At 66.3% G+C, this 19133-nt stretch carries 18 protein-coding genes; 8 read left to right on the plus strand and 10 right to left on the minus strand.

Annotated features, from left to right (window positions below):
- Positions 1-29 precede the first annotated feature (29 nt).
- Positions 30-704 carry a transcriptional repressor LexA gene (lexA, locus tag AC07RV_RS08620; RefSeq protein ID WP_057596370.1) on the minus strand — a complete coding sequence of 225 codons (675 nt, stop codon included), beginning with the start codon at positions 702-704 and terminating at the stop codon, positions 30-32.
- Positions 705-776: 72 nt separating this feature from the next.
- On the opposite strand from lexA, the gene AC07RV_RS08625 reads away from it, so the two are divergent.
- A complete protein-coding gene (locus tag AC07RV_RS08625) occupies positions 777-1739 on the plus strand; it encodes an asparaginase (protein ID WP_296784615.1) in 963 nt (320 codons plus the stop codon).
- Between the two features lie 72 nt (positions 1740-1811).
- Here AC07RV_RS08625 and adk read toward each other — a convergent pair whose 3' ends face one another.
- From adk to AC07RV_RS08655, 6 genes are all read right to left on the minus strand, one after another.
- A complete protein-coding gene (gene adk, locus AC07RV_RS08630; RefSeq protein ID WP_296784611.1) occupies positions 1812-2468 on the minus strand; it encodes an adenylate kinase in 657 nt (218 codons plus the stop codon).
- Between the two features lie 304 nt (positions 2469-2772).
- Positions 2773-3540, minus strand: coding sequence for a 3-deoxy-manno-octulosonate cytidylyltransferase (kdsB, locus tag AC07RV_RS08635; protein ID WP_296784609.1), 768 nt, complete (start codon positions 3538-3540; stop codon positions 2773-2775).
- Positions 3537-3719 (minus strand): Trm112 family protein, encoded by a 183-nt coding sequence (locus AC07RV_RS08640; RefSeq protein ID WP_057596378.1) that lies wholly within the window; start codon positions 3717-3719, stop codon positions 3537-3539. Before AC07RV_RS08640 ends, kdsB begins: the two co-directional genes overlap by 4 nt.
- On the minus strand, positions 3700-4641 hold the full coding sequence (lpxK, locus tag AC07RV_RS08645; RefSeq protein WP_296784608.1) for a tetraacyldisaccharide 4'-kinase: 942 nt from the start codon (positions 4639-4641) through the stop codon (positions 3700-3702). Before lpxK ends, AC07RV_RS08640 begins: the two co-directional genes overlap by 20 nt.
- 88 nt (positions 4642-4729) lie before the next feature.
- A complete protein-coding gene (locus AC07RV_RS08650) occupies positions 4730-5155 on the minus strand; it encodes an ExbD/TolR family protein (RefSeq protein WP_296784646.1) in 426 nt (141 codons plus the stop codon).
- Positions 5156-5210: 55 nt separating this feature from the next.
- Positions 5211-5843, minus strand: coding sequence for a MotA/TolQ/ExbB proton channel family protein (locus AC07RV_RS08655; protein ID WP_296784605.1), 633 nt, complete (start codon positions 5841-5843; stop codon positions 5211-5213).
- A 313-nt stretch (positions 5844-6156) separates the two neighbouring features.
- On the opposite strand from AC07RV_RS08655, the gene xseA reads away from it, so the two are divergent.
- Positions 6157-7461, plus strand: coding sequence for an exodeoxyribonuclease VII large subunit (xseA, locus tag AC07RV_RS08660; protein WP_093342220.1), 1305 nt, complete (start codon positions 6157-6159; stop codon positions 7459-7461).
- A gap of 59 nt (positions 7462-7520) precedes the next feature.
- Positions 7521-8102, plus strand: a complete 582-nt coding sequence (locus AC07RV_RS08665; protein ID WP_492713616.1) for a superoxide dismutase — start codon at positions 7521-7523, stop codon at positions 8100-8102.
- A gap of 108 nt (positions 8103-8210) precedes the next feature.
- Here the strand turns inward: AC07RV_RS08665 and AC07RV_RS08670 are convergent, their stop codons facing one another.
- The 3 genes from AC07RV_RS08670 to AC07RV_RS08680 all read right to left on the minus strand — a co-directional run bounded on the left by AC07RV_RS08670 (position 8211) and on the right by AC07RV_RS08680 (position 9471).
- A complete protein-coding gene (locus AC07RV_RS08670; RefSeq protein WP_093342217.1) occupies positions 8211-8681 on the minus strand; it encodes a DUF192 domain-containing protein in 471 nt (156 codons plus the stop codon).
- 104 nt (positions 8682-8785) lie between these two features.
- Positions 8786-8980, minus strand: coding sequence for a hypothetical protein (locus AC07RV_RS08675; RefSeq protein WP_093342215.1), 195 nt, complete (start codon positions 8978-8980; stop codon positions 8786-8788).
- A 167-nt stretch (positions 8981-9147) separates the two neighbouring features.
- On the minus strand, positions 9148-9471 hold the full coding sequence (locus AC07RV_RS08680) for a hypothetical protein (RefSeq protein WP_057594841.1): 324 nt from the start codon (positions 9469-9471) through the stop codon (positions 9148-9150).
- A 223-nt stretch (positions 9472-9694) separates the two neighbouring features.
- On the opposite strand from AC07RV_RS08680, the gene icd reads away from it, so the two are divergent.
- The 5 genes from icd (at position 9695) to cls (ending at position 19125) form a co-directional block, all read left to right on the plus strand.
- Positions 9695-10954 (plus strand): NADP-dependent isocitrate dehydrogenase, encoded by a 1260-nt coding sequence (gene icd, locus AC07RV_RS08685; RefSeq protein ID WP_093342214.1) that lies wholly within the window; start codon positions 9695-9697, stop codon positions 10952-10954.
- A 344-nt stretch (positions 10955-11298) separates the two neighbouring features.
- Positions 11299-14007 carry a type VI secretion system ATPase TssH gene (tssH, locus tag AC07RV_RS08690; protein ID WP_296782891.1) on the plus strand — a complete coding sequence of 903 codons (2709 nt, stop codon included), beginning with the start codon at positions 11299-11301 and terminating at the stop codon, positions 14005-14007.
- A gap of 742 nt (positions 14008-14749) precedes the next feature.
- On the plus strand, positions 14750-15109 hold the full coding sequence (gene clpS, locus AC07RV_RS08695; protein ID WP_093342210.1) for an ATP-dependent Clp protease adapter ClpS: 360 nt from the start codon (positions 14750-14752) through the stop codon (positions 15107-15109).
- Positions 15110-15177: 68 nt separating this feature from the next.
- On the plus strand, positions 15178-17499 hold the full coding sequence (gene clpA / locus AC07RV_RS08700) for an ATP-dependent Clp protease ATP-binding subunit ClpA (RefSeq protein ID WP_093342208.1): 2322 nt from the start codon (positions 15178-15180) through the stop codon (positions 17497-17499).
- Between the two features lie 180 nt (positions 17500-17679).
- The gene (gene cls / locus AC07RV_RS08705; RefSeq protein ID WP_203201149.1) at positions 17680-19125 is read left to right on the plus strand and encodes a cardiolipin synthase; all 1446 of its coding nucleotides are present in this window, start codon (positions 17680-17682) and stop codon (positions 19123-19125) included.
- Positions 19126-19133 lie beyond the last annotated feature (8 nt).

The following is a 19133-nucleotide window of genomic DNA, read 5'->3' on the forward strand; positions in this document are numbered from 1 at the left end:
ATGCAGACCGCCGGGCCGGCTCGGCAGGCCTACATCAGCATGGTGTTTCGGATCAGGCCGACCGCGAGGCCTTCGATTTCGAAGGGCTCGCCGGGTTGGACCACGATGGTCGGGTAGTCGGGGTTCTCGGCATGGAGCTCGATCACCTGCTTGTTGCGCTTGAGGCGCTTGACGGTCACTTCGTCGCCGAGGCGCGCCACCACGATCTGGCCGTTGCGCGCTTCCTTGGTGGCCTGCACGGCGAGCAGGTCGCCGTCCATGATGCCGGCGTCGCGCATCGACATGCCACGCACCTTGAGCAGGTAGTCGGGCTGGCGCTGGAACAGCGTGTTCTCGACGTAGTAGGTCTGGTCGACATGCTCTTGCGCGAGGATCGGCGAGCCGGCCGCGACGCGGCCGATGAGCGGCAGCGCGAGTTGCGCCATACCGGGCAGCGACAGAGAGAACTGGCTGTTGCGCGATTCGGCGAGCGAGCGCAGGGCATCGCCCTTCAGGCGGATGCCGCGCGAGGTGCCGCTCACGAGTTCGATGACGCCCTTGCGGGCCAGCGCCTGCAGATGCTCCTCGGCGGCATTGGCGGAGCGAAAGCCCAGCTCGCTCGCGATTTCGGCACGAGTGGGCGGCGCCCCGGTACGGGCAATGGCGCTCTGGATCAGATCGAGGATCTGCTGCTGGCGGGCGGTAAGCTTCACGGCGAACTGCATGGTGGTTCCTTGCGGCACTGGCTGAACATCCAGTACCTGTATTTTTAACCAGTTTTTCAAAGTTGGCAAGCCATGGTGAATTCATCCCTCTCGAATCCGCGGTGCGTGGTGGTGCTCGGCACCGGCGGCACCATCTCGGGCCGCGCGGCGAACAGTGGCGACAACATCGGCTACACCGCCGGCGAGGTGGGCGTGGCCGACCTGCTCGGCGGCATCGAGGCGCCCGCTGGCGTGACGCTGGCGGCGGAGCAGGTGGCGCAGGTCGACAGCAAGGACATGTCCTTCGCGATCTGGCGCGCGCTGGCGCTGCGCTGCGCCCACTGGCTGGCGCAGCCCGACGTGGCCGGCGTGGTGGTCACCCATGGCACCGACACGCTCGAGGAGACCGCCTTCTTCCTCCAGTCGGTGCTGGCGCCGCGCAAGCCCATCGTGCTGACCTGCGCCATGCGCCCGGCCTCCGCGCTGTCGCCCGACGGTCCGCAGAACGTGCGCGATGCGATCGCCGTGGCCGCGACACCGGGCGCGCAGGGCGTGACCGCGGTATGCGCGGGCACGGTGCTCGGTGCCTTCGACGTGCAGAAGGTGCACACCTATCGGCTCGATGCCTTCGACGCGGGCGACGCGGGGCCGGTGGGCTACGTGGAGGAGGGCGAGGTACGGCGCATGCGTGACTGGCCGGCTTCGGAAGCAGGCGTAGCCCTCGGCCGTCTTCCCGAGGACGAGGCCGCATGGCCGCGCGTGGAGATCGTGATGAGCCACGCGGGCGCGAGCGGCGCGTTGATCCATGCGCTGCGTGCCGATGGCACGGCGGCGTCGCCTCTGCACGGCCTCGTGCTGGCGACCACCGGCAACGGCACGCTGCACCATGCGCTCGAGGCAGCGGCGCTCGAGGCGCAGGAGGCCGGCATCGCGGTGCTGCGCGCCACCCGCTGCACGCAAGGGCGCATCCTGCCCAAGCCGGGCGACCGCCTGCGCGATGCGGGCGCGCTGACGCCCGTCAAGGCGCGCATCGCGCTGACGCTCGAATTGCTCTGAAGTCGGGATGCCAAAGAAAAAGCCGCGTGCGGGCCTCGAGGCCCGCACGCGGCTTGCGATTCGAGCCGAGGATCAGCTGCTCAGTGCGGCCAGTGCACGTTGCGTGATCTCTTCGACCGTGCCCACACCCTGGATGGCGCGGTACTTCGGCGCGGCGGCCGGATCGGTCTTGGCCCAGGCCGAGTAGTAGTCGACCAGCGGACGGGTCTGCTGGCTGTAGACGTCGAGCCGCGTGCGCACGGTCTCTTCCTCGTCGTCCTTGCGCTGAATCAGTTCCTCGCCGGTCAGGTCGTCCTTGCCTTCGACCTTGGGCGGGTTGAACTTGATGTGGTAGGTGCGTCCCGAAGCCGGGTGCGAACGGCGGCCGCTCATGCGTTCGATGATGTCGCTGAAGGGCACGTCGATCTCGAGCACGTAGTCGAGCTTGACGCCCGCGGCCTTCATCGCGTCGGCCTGCGGAATGGTGCGCGGGAAGCCGTCGAACAGGAAGCCTTCGGCGCAGTCGGGCTGGGCGATGCGTTCCTTCACTAGATTGATGATGAGGTCGTCGCTGACCAGCGCACCCGCATCCATCACGGCCTTGGCCTGCAGGCCCAGCGGGGTGCCGGCCTTGACGGCAGCGCGCAGCATGTCGCCGGTGGAAATCTGCGGAATGCCGTACTTCTGGCAAATGAAGGCCGCCTGCGTGCCTTTGCCCGCCCCGGGCGCGCCCAACAAAATCAGTCTCATGGTGTCCTCGGAGGGTTCTTGGATTTGTGTCACGTCGCGCAGGCACCCTTCGATGAAGACAAAGTGCCACGGACGGAGTTGCGTCGAGGATAGCACGCGGCCCCGTGAACAATTTCGCCGGGCACCTGCGATGGCGATGGCCCGAAAGAGAAGATCGAGACTCCTTGCGCTCCGAAGCCGGCTCTTCGTGGATGGATCGGGCAAGTTGGACGAAGATTGGACTGCCGTTCGAAGCCTGGAACTTCCAGGCCTGGATGGCATCCGCGTGACTGATCGCAGCGGCCGGCCGCCGCTAGGCCAGCGCTCAGTTCGCGGCGCCGAACAGTGCGCGCACCCGCGCCAGGTCTTCCGGCGTGTCCACGCCCGGTCCCGGTGCCGCATCGCTTACATGCACCGCGATGCGATGCCCATGCCACAGCGCGCGCAGTTGCTCGAGCGCCTCGATGGTTTCGAGCGGCGAGGGCGGCAGCGAGGGGAACCGGCGCACGAAACCCGCGCGGTAGCCGTAGATGCCGATGTGGCGCAGTGGCGCGGGCGAAGGCAGTTGCACAGGCGGCACGCCCGGCGCGGCACCGTCGCGCCACCAGGGAATCGGCGCACGGCTGAAATAGAGCGCATTGCCCTGCGCGTCGAGCACGGCCTTCACGACGTTCGGATTGAGATAGTCGGCCACCGAATCGATCGCATGCACCGCGGTGCTCATGGCGGCATCGGGCCGCGCGAGCAGCGCCGCGGCCACGGCGTCGATCAGCGCCGGGTCGATCAGCGGCTCGTCGCCTTGCACGTTGACCACCACCGCGTCGCCGTCGAGGCCGAGCTGTTCGCAGGCTTCGGCGAGGCGGTCGCTGCCGCTCGGATGGTCCTGGCGGGTGAGGATCGCCTCCACCCCGTGGGTCTGGCAGGCCGCGAGGATCGAGGCATGGTCCGCCGCCACCACCACGCGCGCCGCGCCGGACTGCGCCGCGCGCTGCGCCACGCGCGCCACCATCGGCACGCCCGCGATGTCGGCCAGCGGCTTGTCGGGCAGCCGCGTCGACGCCAGCCGGGCCGGCACCAGAACCGTGAAGCTCACAGCCCGAGCTCGTCGTCGGACAGGGTGCGGGCCTCGTTCTCGAGCAGCACCGGAATGCCGTCGCGCACCGGATAGGCCAGGCGCGCACTGCGCGAACAGAGTTCCTGCTTCTCCGGATTCCAGGTCAGGGGGCCCTTGGTGACGGGGCAGACGAGCAGTTCAAGCAGCTTGGTGTCCATCGGTCGATGATAGCTTTGCGTCGAGCGCCGCAAGGAAGGCTTCGGAGGGCGCGAACAGCAGCGGCACGGCCAGCGCACCAGGCTCCTTGCGCCAGAGCTTGACCGCGTCCTTCTCGGTGCAGAGCAGCAGATGGCCGGCCGGCACGTCGTTGTGCCAGTCGGCGAAATCGTGGTGATCGGGCAGGGCGATGGTTCGTTCGGGTTCGATGCCTTGCGCGCGCAGCATCTCGAAGAAGGCTTCGGGCCGCGCGATCGCCGCCAGTGCCGTGATGGGGCGCGAAGCCAGCGAGGCCAGTGGCGTCCGGGTGCCGTCGCTGGCCATCGCGTAGGTCGCCAGTTGACGGGTGGCGGTGAAGCCGCCGGGGAATGCGGGGTGCTCGCCGCTGTGCAGCACCAGGTCGCAATCGCGCGGCCAGGGTTCGCGCAAGGGGCCGGCCGGCAGCAGCCAGCCGTTGCCGATGCCGCGGTCGTCGAACACGCAGATTTCGATATCGCGCGCCAGCGCCAGATGCTGCAGGCCGTCGTCGCTCACGACGACCTGCGTGGCGGGGTGGGCGGCGAGCAACGCGCGCGCGGCCTCGGCGCGACGCCTCGCCACGAACACTGGCGCGCCGGTGCTGCGCCGGATCAGTGCCGGCTCGTCGCCGACCTCGCGCGGATCGCTGTCGGGCAGGACTTCGCGGCAGTCCTCGGTATGCCGGCCGTAGCCACGCGACACCACGCCTACCTGCCAGCCGCGCGCACGCAGATGCTGCACCACGGCCATTACCACCGGCGTCTTGCCCGCGCCGCCAGCAATCACGTTGCCGACGATCACCACCGGCACCGGCACGCGTTCGGCCTTCAGCCAGCCGAGGCGATAAAGCAGCACGCGCAGTGCCACCAGCGTGCGAAAGAGCAGGGACAGCGGCCACAGCAACATCGCCAGCGGTCCGCGCGACAACCAGGCGCGCCGAAGCCGCGGGGCGGTTGCGTCGGCGTGGGTGCCGTTGCGCCCCTGCGACGGCAACTCAGTGCCCGGCTTGCGCCGTCGACTGGGCGGCGAAGGTGATCTGCATCAGGCCTGCGCGCCGCGCCGCTTCCATCACAGTGACCACGGCCTGGTGCGGGCTGCTGGCATCGGCGCTGATGATCACCACGCTGTCCTTGCCGCCGGTGGCGGCCGCGGCGAGCGCCGCCGCCACGGTCTCCACGCTGCGGTCGGGCACGGGCGTCTTGTTGATCGAATAGCGTCCGTCGGCCGACACGCCGACGATCACTTCCTTGGGGTAGTCGCGCTGCGCGTCCACGTCCGCCGTCGGCAGCCGCAGCTGCATCTCGGTGAACTTGCTGTAGGTGGTCGACAGCATCAGGAAGATCAGCACCACCAGCAGCACGTCGATGAACGGGATCAGGTTGATCTCGGGTTCGTCGCGCGCGCCATGGCGAAACTGCATGCGGCCGCGGCTCACCGGGCGCTCCCGGTGGCGGCCATGAAGGCGGGGAGCGCCCTCATTTGCGCATCGCGTTGAGATGGCGCGCGAAGCGCTCGCCCGAGAGTTCCAGGTTCAGCAGGTACTCGTCGACGCGGCTGCGGAAGTAGCGCCAGAAGATCAGGGTCGGGATCGCGACGATCAGGCCGAAGGCCGTGTTGTAGAGCGCGATCGAGATGCCGTGCGCGAGCTGCGCCGGGTTGCCCGAGCCGACCGCGCCGCTGGTCGGCGACTGCGAGCCGAAGATCTCGATCATGCCGATCACCGTGCCCAGCAGTCCGAGCAGCGGGGCGGCCGAGGCGATGGTGGCGAGGGCGGGCAGGTAGCGTTCCAGCCGGTGCGCCACCGTGCGGCCCGAGGCTTCCATGGCGGCGCGCAGGTCGTCCTCGGTGCAGCGCGGATTGGCGTTCAGCGCCCGCAGGCCCGCGGCCAGCACCTGGCCGAGCATCGAGTTGTTTTCCAGCTTGGTCACCACATCGGGGCTGGGTACCGCGCTGTGCGACACGGTGATGGTTTCGTCGAGCAGCTTGGGCGGAAGCACCTTCACTGTCTTGAGACTTGTGAAACGTTCTATAACGAGTGCGAGTGCAATCACCGAGCAAGCGAGCAGCGGCCAGATGGGCCAGCCTGCAGCAACTATGATGGAAAACAAGGAATCCTCCGGCCCCGTAGGCTGTCAATGCGCGGCGATTATCCACTGAGCCCACCATCGCCACACGGCTTGTTTGCGTGTCGGCCAAGACGCACAGATTCTGTGGATAACTTTGTGATTAACCCGCTGCGCAAGTTGCCGCGAGCCGCGCCAACTGGGCTTTCCATTAGATCGATTGAATTTTGGGCACCGCTTTTTTAAATGAAATCAACAACTTGCACGAGAAACCGTGCAATTGTCCGACCCCAGGGCCCTGGCGCCCGAGCCACGGCACCCGTTGTGGAAGAGTGCCAAATCACGATTCGGCGGTTTTGTGAACTTGCGTGACCCCAATCCGGTTTCCGGACCGCGCGTCTGGGCCGTCGGCGCGTTGTGCCGCGCGGTCGCCGATGCGCTCGATGCCCGCTTCAATCCGGTGTCCGTGCGCGGCGAAATCTCCGGTTTCTCGCGCGCGGCGAGCGGACATTGTTACTTCTCGCTCAAGGACGAATCGGGCCAGCTGCGCTGCGCCATGTTCCGCCGCGCGGCCGGCCTGCTCGATTTCTCGCCGCGCGACGGCGACCAGGTCGAGGTGCGCGGGCGTCTCGCGGTCTACGAGCCGCGCGGCGATCTGCAACTGGTGGTCGAGAGCCTGCGCCGGGCCGGGCAGGGCGCGTTGTTCGAGCAGTTCCTGCAGCGCAAGGCGCGCCTCGAGGCCGAGGGCCTGTTCGATCCGGCGCGCAAGCGCGCGCTGCCGGTGATGCCGCGCGCGATCGGCGTCGTCACCTCGCTGGGCGCCGCGGCGCTCCATGACGTGGTGACCGCGTTGCGCCGGCGCGTGCCCCACATTCCCGTGACGGTGGCGCCCGCGGCGGTGCAGGGCGCCGCTGCACCCGGCGAACTGGTGCGCGCGCTGCAATCGCTCTACGCGATGCAACCGGCGGTCGACGTCATCCTGCTGGTGCGCGGCGGTGGATCGATCGAGGACCTCTGGGCCTTCAACGACGAGAGCCTGGCACGCACCATCGTGCAGAGCCCGGTGCCGCTGATCAGCGGCGTGGGCCACGAGACCGACTTCACCATCGCCGATTTCTGCGCCGACCTGCGCGCGCCGACGCCCACTGCCGCGGCGGAACTGGTCAGCGCGCCGCAGGCGCTGTGGCTCGATGCCCTGACCTTGCTCGAGGAGCGGCTCGACGACGCCATCGGCGCGCGGCTCGACGTGCTGGGCCAGCGGCTCGACCAGGCCGCGGGCCGGCTCGGCCGTCCCTCGTCGCTGGTCGCGCGTCAGCAGTTGCGGCTCGCGCACCATGCGCAGCGCCTGCACTATGCGGTGCTGTCGAGGACGCAGCGGCAATCGCAGGCGGCCCAGGCGTTGGCCGGCGATTTCCCCGCGAAGTTCGAGCGCGCGCTGGTGCAGCGCCGCGAGCGCCTGGAACGCGTCGCGCTGCGGCTGCGCCTGCTCGATCCCGCGCTCGTGCTGCAGCGCGGCTATGCCTGGATCACCGACGCCGACGGGCGCGCCGTGGTCAGCGCGAAGGCGCTCGCACCCGGCGATGCCGTCGTTGCCCGCCTGGCCGATGGCTCCGTCGATCTGACCGTCGGGTCACGCGGCGCGACGGGAACACGTCCGACGTGAGTGCCACGATTCCTTTCTAGAATCATTGATTCCCCACAACCAACCCACGAGAAAAAACCATGGAACATGTGCTCCCACCCCTGCCGTACGCCCTCGACGCGCTGGCACCCGAGTACTCGAAGGAGACCCTCGAGTACCACTACGGCAAGCACCACAACGCCTATGTGGTGAACCTCAACAACCTGCAGAAGGGCACCGAGTTCGAGTCGCTCACGCTCGAAGAGATCATCAAGAAGTCCAGCGGCGGCATCTACAACAACTCGGCCCAGATCTGGAACCACACCTTCTTCTGGAACTGCATGAAGCCGCAAGGCGGCGGCGCTCCGAGCGGCGCGCTGGCCAAGGCCATCGACGCCAAGTGGGGCAGCTTCGATGCCTTCAAGGAAGCCTTCGTGAAGTCGGCCGTGGGCAACTTCGGCTCGGGCTGGACCTGGCTGGTGAAGAGGCCCGACGGCAGCGTGGACATCGTGAACACCGGCGCCGCCGGCACGCCGCTGACGACCGCCGACACGGCGCTGCTGACGGTCGACGTCTGGGAACACGCCTACTACATCGACTACCGCAACCTGCGTCCCAAGTTCGTCGAGACCTTCCTGGCCAAGCTGGTCAACTGGGACTTCGCCGAGAAGAACTTCGGCTGAGATCGACGAGGGGCACCATCGCGGTGCCTTCATGAAAAAGCCCCGCGACGCGGGGCTTTTTGTTGGGCCAACCGAAATCGGTCGGCGGTGCGCGGCCTGCGAGGGGACTCAGCGCTTGCCCGCGGCGAACAGCTCGCCGGTGATCTTCGCGCCCTTCTTGATGTTCTTCTTCTTGAACCAGCCCTGGTTCATTTCGAGCACGTACTTCACGGGCTCCTCGGAGCAATGTGAGTCGTCGGTCTGCGGCTTCATGTCGGCCAGGTTGACGATGCGGCCGTCCTCGGCCACGAAGGCGGCCGTCAGCGGCAGCAGCGTGTTGCGCATCCAGAAGCACTGGGTGGCGGGCTGCTCGAACACGAAGATCATGCCTTCGGCCTGCGGCATCTCCTTGCGGAACATCAGGCCGACCTGGCGCTCGACCGGCGCCTGGGCGATCTGCGCATCGATGGTGTACAGGCCGATCGACAGCTTGGTGCGGGCGAGGTTGGTTTGGGGTTCCTGCTGGGCGTGGGCCGGAGCGAGCAGGGCGGCGGAAGCGGCGACGGAGAAGGCCAACAGGGCGGCAAAACGCTGGAGCATCGGGGTTCTTTCAGACTCTTCCATACAAAGAAGGCCGTGCCCGGCCCCATGAAAAAAGCCCGCGGAAGCGGGCCTGGCGGGCATGGCCTGTGAAGGCGGCTAGCTTACGCCTTCTTGGTGGCGACGTGGGCCTTGGCCACCTTGCGAGCCTTGTGCTTCTTGGCGGCGGCGTGCTTCTTGGCCGGTGCCTTGGCCTTGGTGGCGGCAGCGGCGGGAGCTGCTGCGGCGGGTTCGGGTTGTTGGGCAAAGGCACCGAATGCGACAAGACCGGCGACCAGGGCAGCGAACAGCTTCTTCATGACAAATCCTTTGAGATTGTTAGATATGGACCACCTCCCTGTGGAGGTGCATGTTCAACGGAAAGCATTCGTTGCGGTTGACAGTGCGGGCCCCGGAAGAATGAGCAAAAAATGAGCGCGAAAAAAAAGCGCCCCGATGGAGCGCTTTCTTTCAAGAGGACGAATCCTTAGTTGGGCGTGCCGCCTTGGGTCGACTTGCGCTTCACGCTGCCGTCCTTGTTGCGACGACGTTGGTCGCGGGTTTCAGCGCGCTTCTCGCCGGAGGTAGCAGCCTTGTCGGTGCCGATGGCGCCGCCTTCGGGCGTCTTGGCGATGTCGCCAGCGGGAGCGGCCACCTTGCCAGCGGGACGTGCGTCCTTACGGGCTTCAGCGCGTTGCTGCGCCTTGCTGTTGCTGGCGTTCCCTTGCTCGGGGGTGGTGCCAGCCGGGTTTTGGGCATAGGCGCCGGCTGCGAACAGGCCAGCGATCATGACTGCGAGAAGTTTGCTCATTGATGGATTCCTCTATCGAGAATTGGTTGGAAACGCCTCCCGGCGAGCAGAAGGTCAGGCACTAACGAGGCCGGCGGCCCGCAGGTTGACAAACGCCCACTGATGGGTTGCGTCTAAAATGTACAGCGATTTGTTCGCGGGCTGTACAGCGAATCCCCCTCGCTGTCTGAATTCGCAGACAGTCGTCACCGAATTACTTCCACTCCGGAGTCTTCCTCCCCTCATGTCCAGCTACCAGCACATCAAAGTCCCGACCGAAGGCCAGAAGATCACGGTCAACGCCGACAACTCGCTCAATGTGCCCGACCAGCCGATCATTCCCTTCATCGAAGGCGACGGCACTGGACTGGACATCACGCCCGTGATGCTGAAGGTGGTGGATGCTGCGGTGGCCAAGGCCTACGGCGGCAAGAAGAAGATCCACTGGATGGAAGTCTATGCCGGCGAAAAGTCGACCAAGGTCTACGGTCCCGATGTCTGGCTCCCCGAAGAAACGCTGCACGCCGTGCGCGACTACGTCGTTTCGATCAAGGGCCCGCTGACCACCCCCGTCGGCGGCGGCATCCGTTCGCTGAACGTCGCGCTGCGCCAGGAACTCGACCTCTACGTCTGCCTGCGCCCCATCCAGTACTTCGAAGGCGTGCCCAGCCCGGTGCGCGAGCCGCACAAGACCAACATGGTCATCTTCCGCGAGAACTCGGAAGACATCTACGCCGGCATCGAGTTCGAAGCCGAGAGCGACAAGGCCAAGAAGCTCATCAAGTTCCTGCAAGAGGAAATGGGCGTCAAGAAGATCCGTTTCCCCGACACCTCGGGCATCGGCGTCAAGCCGGTGTCGAGGGAAGGCACCGAGCGCCTGGTGCGCAAGGCGCTGCAGTACGCGATCGACAACGACAAGTCGAGCGTCACGCTGGTGCACAAGGGCAACATCATGAAGTTCACCGAAGGTGGCTTCCGTGACTGGGGCTACGCCCTGGCCCAGAAGGAATTCGGCGCGGAACTCATCGACGGCGGCCCGTGGATGAAGTTCAAGAGCCCGAAGAGCGGCAAGGACATCACCGTCAAGGACAGCATCGCCGACGCGTTCCTGCAGCAGATCCTGCTGCGTCCCGCCGAGTACAGCGTCATCGCCACGCTCAACCTCAACGGCGACTACGTGTCCGACGCGCTGGCCGCGCAGGTCGGTGGCATCGGCATCGCCCCGGGCGCGAATCTGAGCGACACCGTCGCCATGTTCGAAGCCACCCACGGCACCGCGCCCAAGTACGCCGGCAAGGACTACGTGAACCCCGGTTCCGAAATCCTCTCCGCCGAAATGATGTTGCGCCACATGGGCTGGAAGGAAGCCGCCGACCTGATCATCAGCGCGATGGAAAAGTCGATCGCCAGCAAGAAGGTCACCTATGACTTCGCCCGCCTGATGGACGGTGCCACGCAGGTGAGCTGCTCGGGCTTCGGCCAGGTGATGATCGACAACATGTGATCCTGCCCTCGGCGTTCTCGAACGCCGAAGCGACAGTCACAAGCCCCCGAGGTTCTCGCGAGCCTCGGGGGCTTTTTCTTTGCCGCGCACGCCTCTTTTGACGGTCCGGAAAGACTCGTTGGGGGCAAAGATCACGGACAAGGTGATGCCTACGCGCATTTAACTATTGCTGAAAACTGGGGACGAAAAAACACGCTACTGCCTCGACAGAATCGTGCGCATAGAGGATCAGGGGAGTGCACGATGAGGGACAGGAAGAAGTCGCGATCGATGCCGCCATGCGCGCAAGCCGCGCATCGCTTCGCGCAGGCATGCATGCAGCGTGAGCGAGGGGATGGCCAGCCATGATCTTGTCTCGGCGAGCACTGTTCCTGAAGCTCGACCCCACGCTGTTTCGCGCGATCGAATCGGCGACGGCGTTCGCGAAGCTGCGCGGCAATCCGCATGTCGAACTCGTGCACTGGCTGCACCAACTCCGTCAGGCCGGCGATGGCGACCTGCATCGCCTGTGCCATCACCATCGCATCAGCCTGCCACTGCTCGACAAGGGTTTTGCCGCGGCCTTGTCGTGCCTGCCCGCCGGCACTTCGTCGTTGAGCGACTTCTCGCACCACATCGAAGCGGCGATCGAGCGCGCCTGGCTCTTGTCCAGTCTCGAGTTCGGCAGCCGTTGCATCCGCGGAGTGCAACTGATGAGCGCGCTGTTGCAGACCCCGGAGCTTCGGCGCGTGCTGTTCGAGATATCGCCCGCATTTCGGGCCTTGGCGATCGAAAGGCGCCCCGATGAACTGCTCGCGCTCGTGAAGGGGTCACCCGAAGAAGCGGAAGGACCTCACGATGGCTCAGGCACCGTGTCGGTGTTTCCCGGCGATGCCGGTCTCGCGATGGCACCAGCCACCTCGGCTGGGTCCGCGCTGGCTGTCTACTGCACCGATCTCACCGAGCATGCACGTGTGGAGCGGATCGATCCCGTCATCGGCCGTGGCCAGGAGATCGGCGCCATGGTCGACATCCTGCTGCGTCGGCGCCAGAACAACCCTTTGCTCACCGGCGAGGCCGGCGTGGGCAAGACCGCGGTCGTCGAGGGGCTCGCGTTGGCGATCGCCAGGGCCGAGGTCCCGCCGAAGTTGCGCCATGCGCGGCTGCTGAGCCTCGACGTCGGCGCACTGTTGTCCGGTGCCGGCGCGCATGGAGAGTTCGGGCACAGGCTCGAGGCGTTGCTGCGGGAAGCGACGCAGTCGACTCGGCCGGTGATCCTGTTCATCGAAGAATTGCATGCGTTGGTCGACGCAGGTGACCGGGACGCAGCGGGAGATACCGCCAATCTCTTGAGGACAGTTCTCGCGCGCGGTGCGTTGCGCGTCATCGGCGCCACCGCTCGGCGCGAATGCAGGCGGCACGTCGAACAGGATCCTGCGCTCGCGCGCCGCTTCCAGGTGCTGCAGATCATGGAGCCGCAGGCGGCGGACGCCATCGACATGGTGCGGGGATTCGCCACCACCTTCGCCGTGCACCATGGCGTGACCGTGCTCGACGAAGCGGTGCGCGCCGCTGTCGTGCTGTCGCATCGCTACCTGCCTGCGCGGCAGCTGCCCGACAAGGCCATCAGCCTGCTCGACACGGCCTGTGCGCGCGTGGCCATGTCGCTGCACGTGCCGCCCCCTGCCGTGACGGGCCTGCGGCAGCGGATCGCGGCGCTCGCGGTCGAGGTCGGGCTGCTGCGCGACGAAACCAGGATGGCCCGCGGTTGCGAGACCCGGCTGGCACGGCTGATCGCGGTGCGCGATTCGCTCGAGCAGATCCGCGATGAGCTCAGGGCGCAGAAGAACAAGTGGCGGGGGGAGAAGGCGCTGGTCCGGCAGATCCAGGCGCTGAGGGTAGAAGAAAGAACGGAGGGGGAGGGTGAGCCGGACCATCTTCCGCACCTCGATTCATCGGTGCTCGAGCAGGAGCTTCAAGGCCTTCAGCAAGACACGCCGCAGGTCTTTCTCCAGGTCGACGAAGCCGTGGTTGCGAAGATCGTCGCCGAGTGGACCGGTATCCCCACCGGGCGGCTGCTCACCGACGAGGCCCTGGCCGTGCTTCAGCTGCGGCAGGTGCTCGAGCAGCGCGTGCTTGGCCAAGCGGGCGCGCTCGACATCATCGCGCGGCGCATCCAGACGGCGCACGCGCGATTCACGGATCCATGCAAGCCCTCCGGCGTGTTCCTGCTGGCCGGGCCTCCCGGTGTCGGCAAGACCGAAACGGCGCTGGCCTTGGCCGAGGCAATGCACGGCGGCGAGCAGAGCCTCATTACCCTGAACATGAGCGAGTTCCAGGAGCCTCACAGCGTGGCGATGCTCCGGGGCGCGCCTTCGGGCAGCGTCGGATACGGTGAGGTCGGCGTGCTCACGGAGGCCGTTCGCCGCCGGCCCTATGGCGTCGTGCTGCTGGCCGAGGTCGAGAAGGCCCATCCCGATGTGCACGAGCTCTTCTGCCAGGTGTTCGGCCAGGGATGGCTGGAGGACGGCGAAGGACAACGCGTCGACTTTCGCCACACCACGATCCTGCTCACCAGCAGCGTCGGCTCGGCCTTCATCGAGCACGCCTGCAGGAACCCGGCAGCGATGCCCTCGGTCGACGCCTTGTGTTCAGGCTTGGCAGCGGCGCCGCTGCGCCGCGTCTTTTCCGCCGCCTTTCTAGACCGCGTGACGGTGGTGCCGTACCTGCCGCTGTCGACGCCGGTCATGGCCGGCATCGCCGCGCTGCATCTGCAGCGCATCGCGGACCGGATGGGCGAGCAGCACGGCATCGATCTGAGCTACGCGGACGATCTCGTCGCTCATGTCATCGGGCGATGCCGGGTCCACGACACCGGCGCGCGGCAACTCGTCGCGTTCATGGAGCAGCAGTTGTTGCCGGTGCTGTCGGGCCATTGGCTCGACGCACTGCGGGACAAGCGCGAGATCGTCCGCATGCACGTGAGCCTCCGAAGCCATGGCGCCGGGATGCTTGCGGACGGATCGCCAGGCGGTGCTGGGAAACGCATCGCCTGCCACATCGAGTACGCCTGAGGTGCTCTCACCTGGGTTCATCCCTCGGCTTGAATTTCAACCGGGCATGACTTACATCTGCGGGCGGATTGCTACGGATTTCCGTTGAAAACGGGCGCCTGAACCCAGGCGGCTGTCGGGTGGCGACCCAAGGCGGCGCCGAATCGGTTGGCGAGCGCTGCGCCGGCGCACCCGAACCGCGTCAGCTGGAACAGTTTGGCAAGCCATTTGCGTCTCCGATGGGGCGGCGCTGCAGCGGGCATTCCGCTGGCGCACCTCGCCGGTGCCGGCCGTGCTGCCTGCCGAAGTTGTTGCAGGTGAACCCCCGGGCTTGTGAACGCTCTGGCTGCCGATGGGTGAGACGGCGGGCTGTCGGCGCGATGTTTACGGACAGGACGCAGGGGGCGAGGGTCCCGAGGCTGGCGGTGGAGGAAGCCATTCGGCCCGATAGGCGCGGCGAAAAAAGGCGCAAGCGCTCCCGGGCTGTGTAGCCCATTCCGGCCCAGAACCCCGGCTGCAAGACCTTGGCGCCAAGGAAATCACCGATTCCCAGCGGAACTGCCGCCCGCCGAACACGCCCAAAGGCCCAAATTGCCGGTCCCCCGAAAGCCTGTTCGGCGGAATATCCGAGCCGGATATCGTCAAAATCCGTTGAATGGATTTTTGACGGCGTATGAGACGCAAGCCTCTTGATTTGTCGAATTCTCGCCACCAGCTTTTCCCGAGCCGGCACGGCGCTTGCACGCTCTATAGAATCTTTTTCATGGCAACGAGAATTCCTTCGACCCCTCCCACGCCACCGGTGCGCAAACCGGCGCGAGACGACGGAGATTCGGTCGTCCTCGAGCGACGTCCGCAGAAAACGGCGCCCCCCCAGATGTACCAGGTGGTCATGCTCAACGACGACTACACGCCCATGGAGTTCGTGGTCGTCGTCTTGCAGGAGTACTTCAGCAAGGACCGCGAAAGCGCCACCCAGATCATGCTCAAGATCCACCTCGATGGCCGCGGCGTCTGTGGGGTCTATTCCCGCGACATGGCGGCCACCAAGGTCAACCAGGTGATGGAGGCGGCCAAGCAGGCAGGGCATCCTTTGCAATGTGTCAGCGAACCCGTGGAATGAACCTGTTGATTTAGGCAAGCTCCAACCCATCTGAGAACTTATTTACAGCAAGGCAAAAAGGAAATCACATGATTGCCCAGGAACTGGAAGTCAGCTTGCACATGGCCTTCGTCGAGGCCCGGCAACAGCGCCACGAGTTCATCACCGTGGAGCATTTGCTGCTCGCTTTGCTGGACAACCCGAGCGCCGCGGAAGTTCTGCGCGCCTGCTCGGCCAACGTCGACGACCTGCGGGCGTCGCTCACCAACTTCATCAAGGACAACACGCCCCAGGTGGCGGGTACCGACGATGTGGACACCCAGCCCACGCTGGGCTTCCAGCGCGTGATCCAGCGCGCCATCATGCATGTGCAGTCCACCGGCAACGGCAAGAAGGAAGTCACCGGCGCCAACGTGCTGGTCGCGATCTTCGGCGAGAAGGACTCGCACGCGGTCTATTACCTGCACCAGCAGGGCGTGACCCGCCTCGACGTGGTGAACTTCATCGCCCACGGCATCAAGAAGAGCGATCCGCCGGAAGCCGTCAAGGGCAACAGCGAAGCCTCCTCGAACGAGAGCGAAGAGGGCGGCGGCGAGAAGAACGAGAAGGCCTCGCCGCTCGAACAGTTCACGCAGAACCTCAACCAGATGGCCAAGGACGGCAAGATCGATCCGCTGATCGGCCGCGAGTACGAGGTCGAGCGCGTGATCCAGATCCTGTGCCGCCGGCGCAAGAACAACCCGCTGCTGGTCGGCGAGGCCGGCGTGGGCAAGACGGCGATCGCCGAGGGCCTGGCATGGCGCATCACGCAGGGCGACGTGCCCGAGATCCTGGCCGAGTCGAACGTGTTCTCGCTCGACATGGGCGCGCTGCTCGCGGGCACCAAGTACCGCGGTGACTTCGAACAGCGCCTCAAGGGCGTGCTCAAGTCGCTCAAGGACAAGCCGAACGCGATCTTGTTCATCGACGAGATCCACACCCTGATCGGTGCCGGCGCGGCCTCGGGCGGCACGCTCGATGCGTCGAACCTGCTGAAGCCGGCGCTCTCGAGCGGCCAGCTCAAGTGCATCGGTGCGACCACCTTCACCGAATACCGCGGCATCTTCGAGAAGGATGCGGCCCTGTCGCGTCGTTTCCAGAAGGTCGACGTGGTCGAGCCCTCGGTGCAGGAAACCGTCGACATCCTCAAGGGCCTGAAGTCGCGCTTCGAGGAACACCATGGCGTGAAGTACGCGGTGGCCGCACTGCAGGCCGCGGCCGAACTGAGCGCCAAGTACATCAATGACCGTCACCTGCCCGACAAGGCGATCGACGTCATCGACGAAGCGGGCGCGGCCCAGCGCATCCTGCCAGCGAGCAAGCGCAAGAAGACCATCAGCAAGACCGAGGTCGAGGAAATCGTCGCGAAGATCGCGCGCATTCCCCCGGCCAACGTCAGCAACGACGACCGCGGCAAGCTGCAGACGATCGAGCGCGACCTCAAGAGCGTGGTGTTCGGCCAGGACAAGGCGCTCGAAGTGCTGGCCTCCGCGGTCAAGATGGCGCGTTCGGGCCTGGGCAAGGGCGACAAGCCGATCGGCTCGTTCCTGTTCTCGGGTCCCACGGGCGTCGGCAAGACCGAAGCGGCCAAGCAGCTCGCCTACATCATGGGCATCGAGCTGATCCGCTTCGACATGTCGGAGTACATGGAGCGTCACGCGGTGAGCCGCCTGATCGGCGCGCCTCCGGGCTACGTCGGTTTCGACCAGGGCGGTCTGCTGACCGAGGCCGTCACGAAGAAGCCGCACTCGGTGCTGCTGCTCGACGAAATCGAGAAGGCGCACCCGGACATCTTCAACGTGCTGCTGCAGGTCATGGACCACGGCACGCTGACCGACAACAACGGGCGCAAGGCCGACTTCCGCAACGTCATCATCATCATGACGACGAACGCGGGTGCCGAGACCATGAACAAGGCGACCATCGGCTTCACCAACCCGCGGCAGGCCGGCGACGAAATGGGCGACATCAAGCGCCTGTTCTCGCCCGAATTCCGCAACCGGCTGGATGCCATCGTCAACTTCAAGGCGCTCGACGAGCAGATCATCCTGCGCGTGGTCGACAAGTTCCTGCTGCAGCTCGAAACGCAGCTGGCCGAGAAGAAGGTCGAGGTCACGTTCACCGACAAGCTGCGCAAGCACCTGGCGAAGAAGGGCTTCGATCCGCTGATGGGCGCACGGCCGATGCAGCGCCTGATCCAGGACACGATCCGTCGTGCACTGGCCGACGAACTGCTGTTCGGCCGCCTGACCGAAGGCGGGCGACTGGAAGTCGACCTCGACGAGAAGGACGAGGTGTTGCTCGACATCCAGCCGCTGCCGAAGAAGGAAGGCAAGTCCAAGCCCGAGGCCGAGGAAGCCGCGACCGGCTGATCCCCGCCGATCGACGGGACATTCGTCCTCAAAAGGCCGGTAGCATCGCGCTGCCGGCCTTTTTTCTTTTCCTCGGGCGGGCGCTTCAGGGATGGAAAGCGGCGTGCGGCCAGGCCGATCACGCCTTTTCCCGATGCCTGCGGCGTCCTCGGGCCGGCCCCGACGTCCGATCGCTTCGCCTTGATCCTCCCCGAACTCAGTCCCGAATGGAAAACCGGCCTCTCCCTGGCATGGAGCGGCTACATCGCCGTGCTGTCGGTCTGGATCGTGATGCAGAAGCGCGCGCCGGTGTCGACGATGAGCTGGATCCTGTCGCTGGCGCTGCTGCCGTTCGCGGGGTTCGTCATCTACTACTTCCTCGGGCCGCAGCGCCTGCGCAAGCAGCGGCTTAAGCGCCTGCGCACCCGTGCGAACGCCAACGCGCAAGCCGACCTCGCGCGGCTGCGCGACGCGGCCGAGCATGCGCCACCGGCGCTGCAGCAGATGGCGCGGCTGGGCACCGCGACCTGCGGCATCCCGGTATCGAGCGCCACCGGCGTCGAACTGCTCTCGGGCGGGGCGCGCACCTTCGACGCGATCTTCGAGGCGGTGCGCGCGGCACGCGACCACGTGCATCTCGAGTACTACATCTTCGAGCCCGACACCATCGGCACCGCGCTGCGCGACCTGCTGGTGGCGCGCGCTGGCGAGGGCGTGAAGGTGCGCCTGCTGATCGACGCGCTGGGCTCCCAGCGCATCGGCCGCAAGTTCATGGCACCGATGCTGGCCGCGGGCGTGCAGGTGGCGCTGTTCCACGACACCAGGATCGGCCGTCGCCTGCGTCCGGTGACCAACTACCGCACCCACCGCAAGATCGTGGTGTGCGACGGCCGCGTGGGCTTCACCGGCGGCGTCAACATCACGGACGAGGAAGACAAGCGCACGCGTCCCGATGCCTACCACGACGTGCACCTGCGCGTGGAAGGCAGCGCGGTGCGCTGGCTGCAGACCACCTTCATGGAGGACTGGACCTATGCCACCGGCGAAGACCTGCACAGCTTCGGCGACGGGCTCGACGCCATGCTGCCCAAGGTGGAAGCCGGCGAGATCCCGGTGCAGATCGTCACCAGCGGACCCGACAACACGCTCGAGGCCATCCACCGCATGCACGTCGAGGCGATCCACAACGCCAACCACCGCGCCTGGCTCACCACGCCGTACTTCGTGCCCGGCGAGCCCGCGCTGATGGCGCTCACGAGCGCCGCGCTGCGCGGTGTCGATGTGCGGCTGCTGGTGCCGCGGCGCAGCGATTCGGCCATCGTGAGCGCCGCCGCGCGCTCCTACTTCGACGAACTGATCGCCGCGGGCGTGAAGGTGTGGGAGTACAAGGCGCGCATGCTGCACTCGAAGACGCTGGTGGTCGACGAGGACTGCGCGATGATCGGCACCGCGAATTTCGACAACCGCAGCTTCCGCCTCAACTTCGAGGTCTGCGCGGTGGTTTATGGTCCGGCATTGGCGCGACCGCTGGCGGCGCAGTTCGAGACCGACCTGCACAGCTCGGCCGCCGTGCGCGCGCACCGGCCCCAGCCCTTCTGGCAACGGCTCGGCGACTCGGTCGCGCGGCTGTCGTCGCCGCTGCTCTGAGGCCGGGC

The sequence above is a fragment of the Variovorax sp. GW821-FHT09B01 genome (assembly GCF_059418345.1).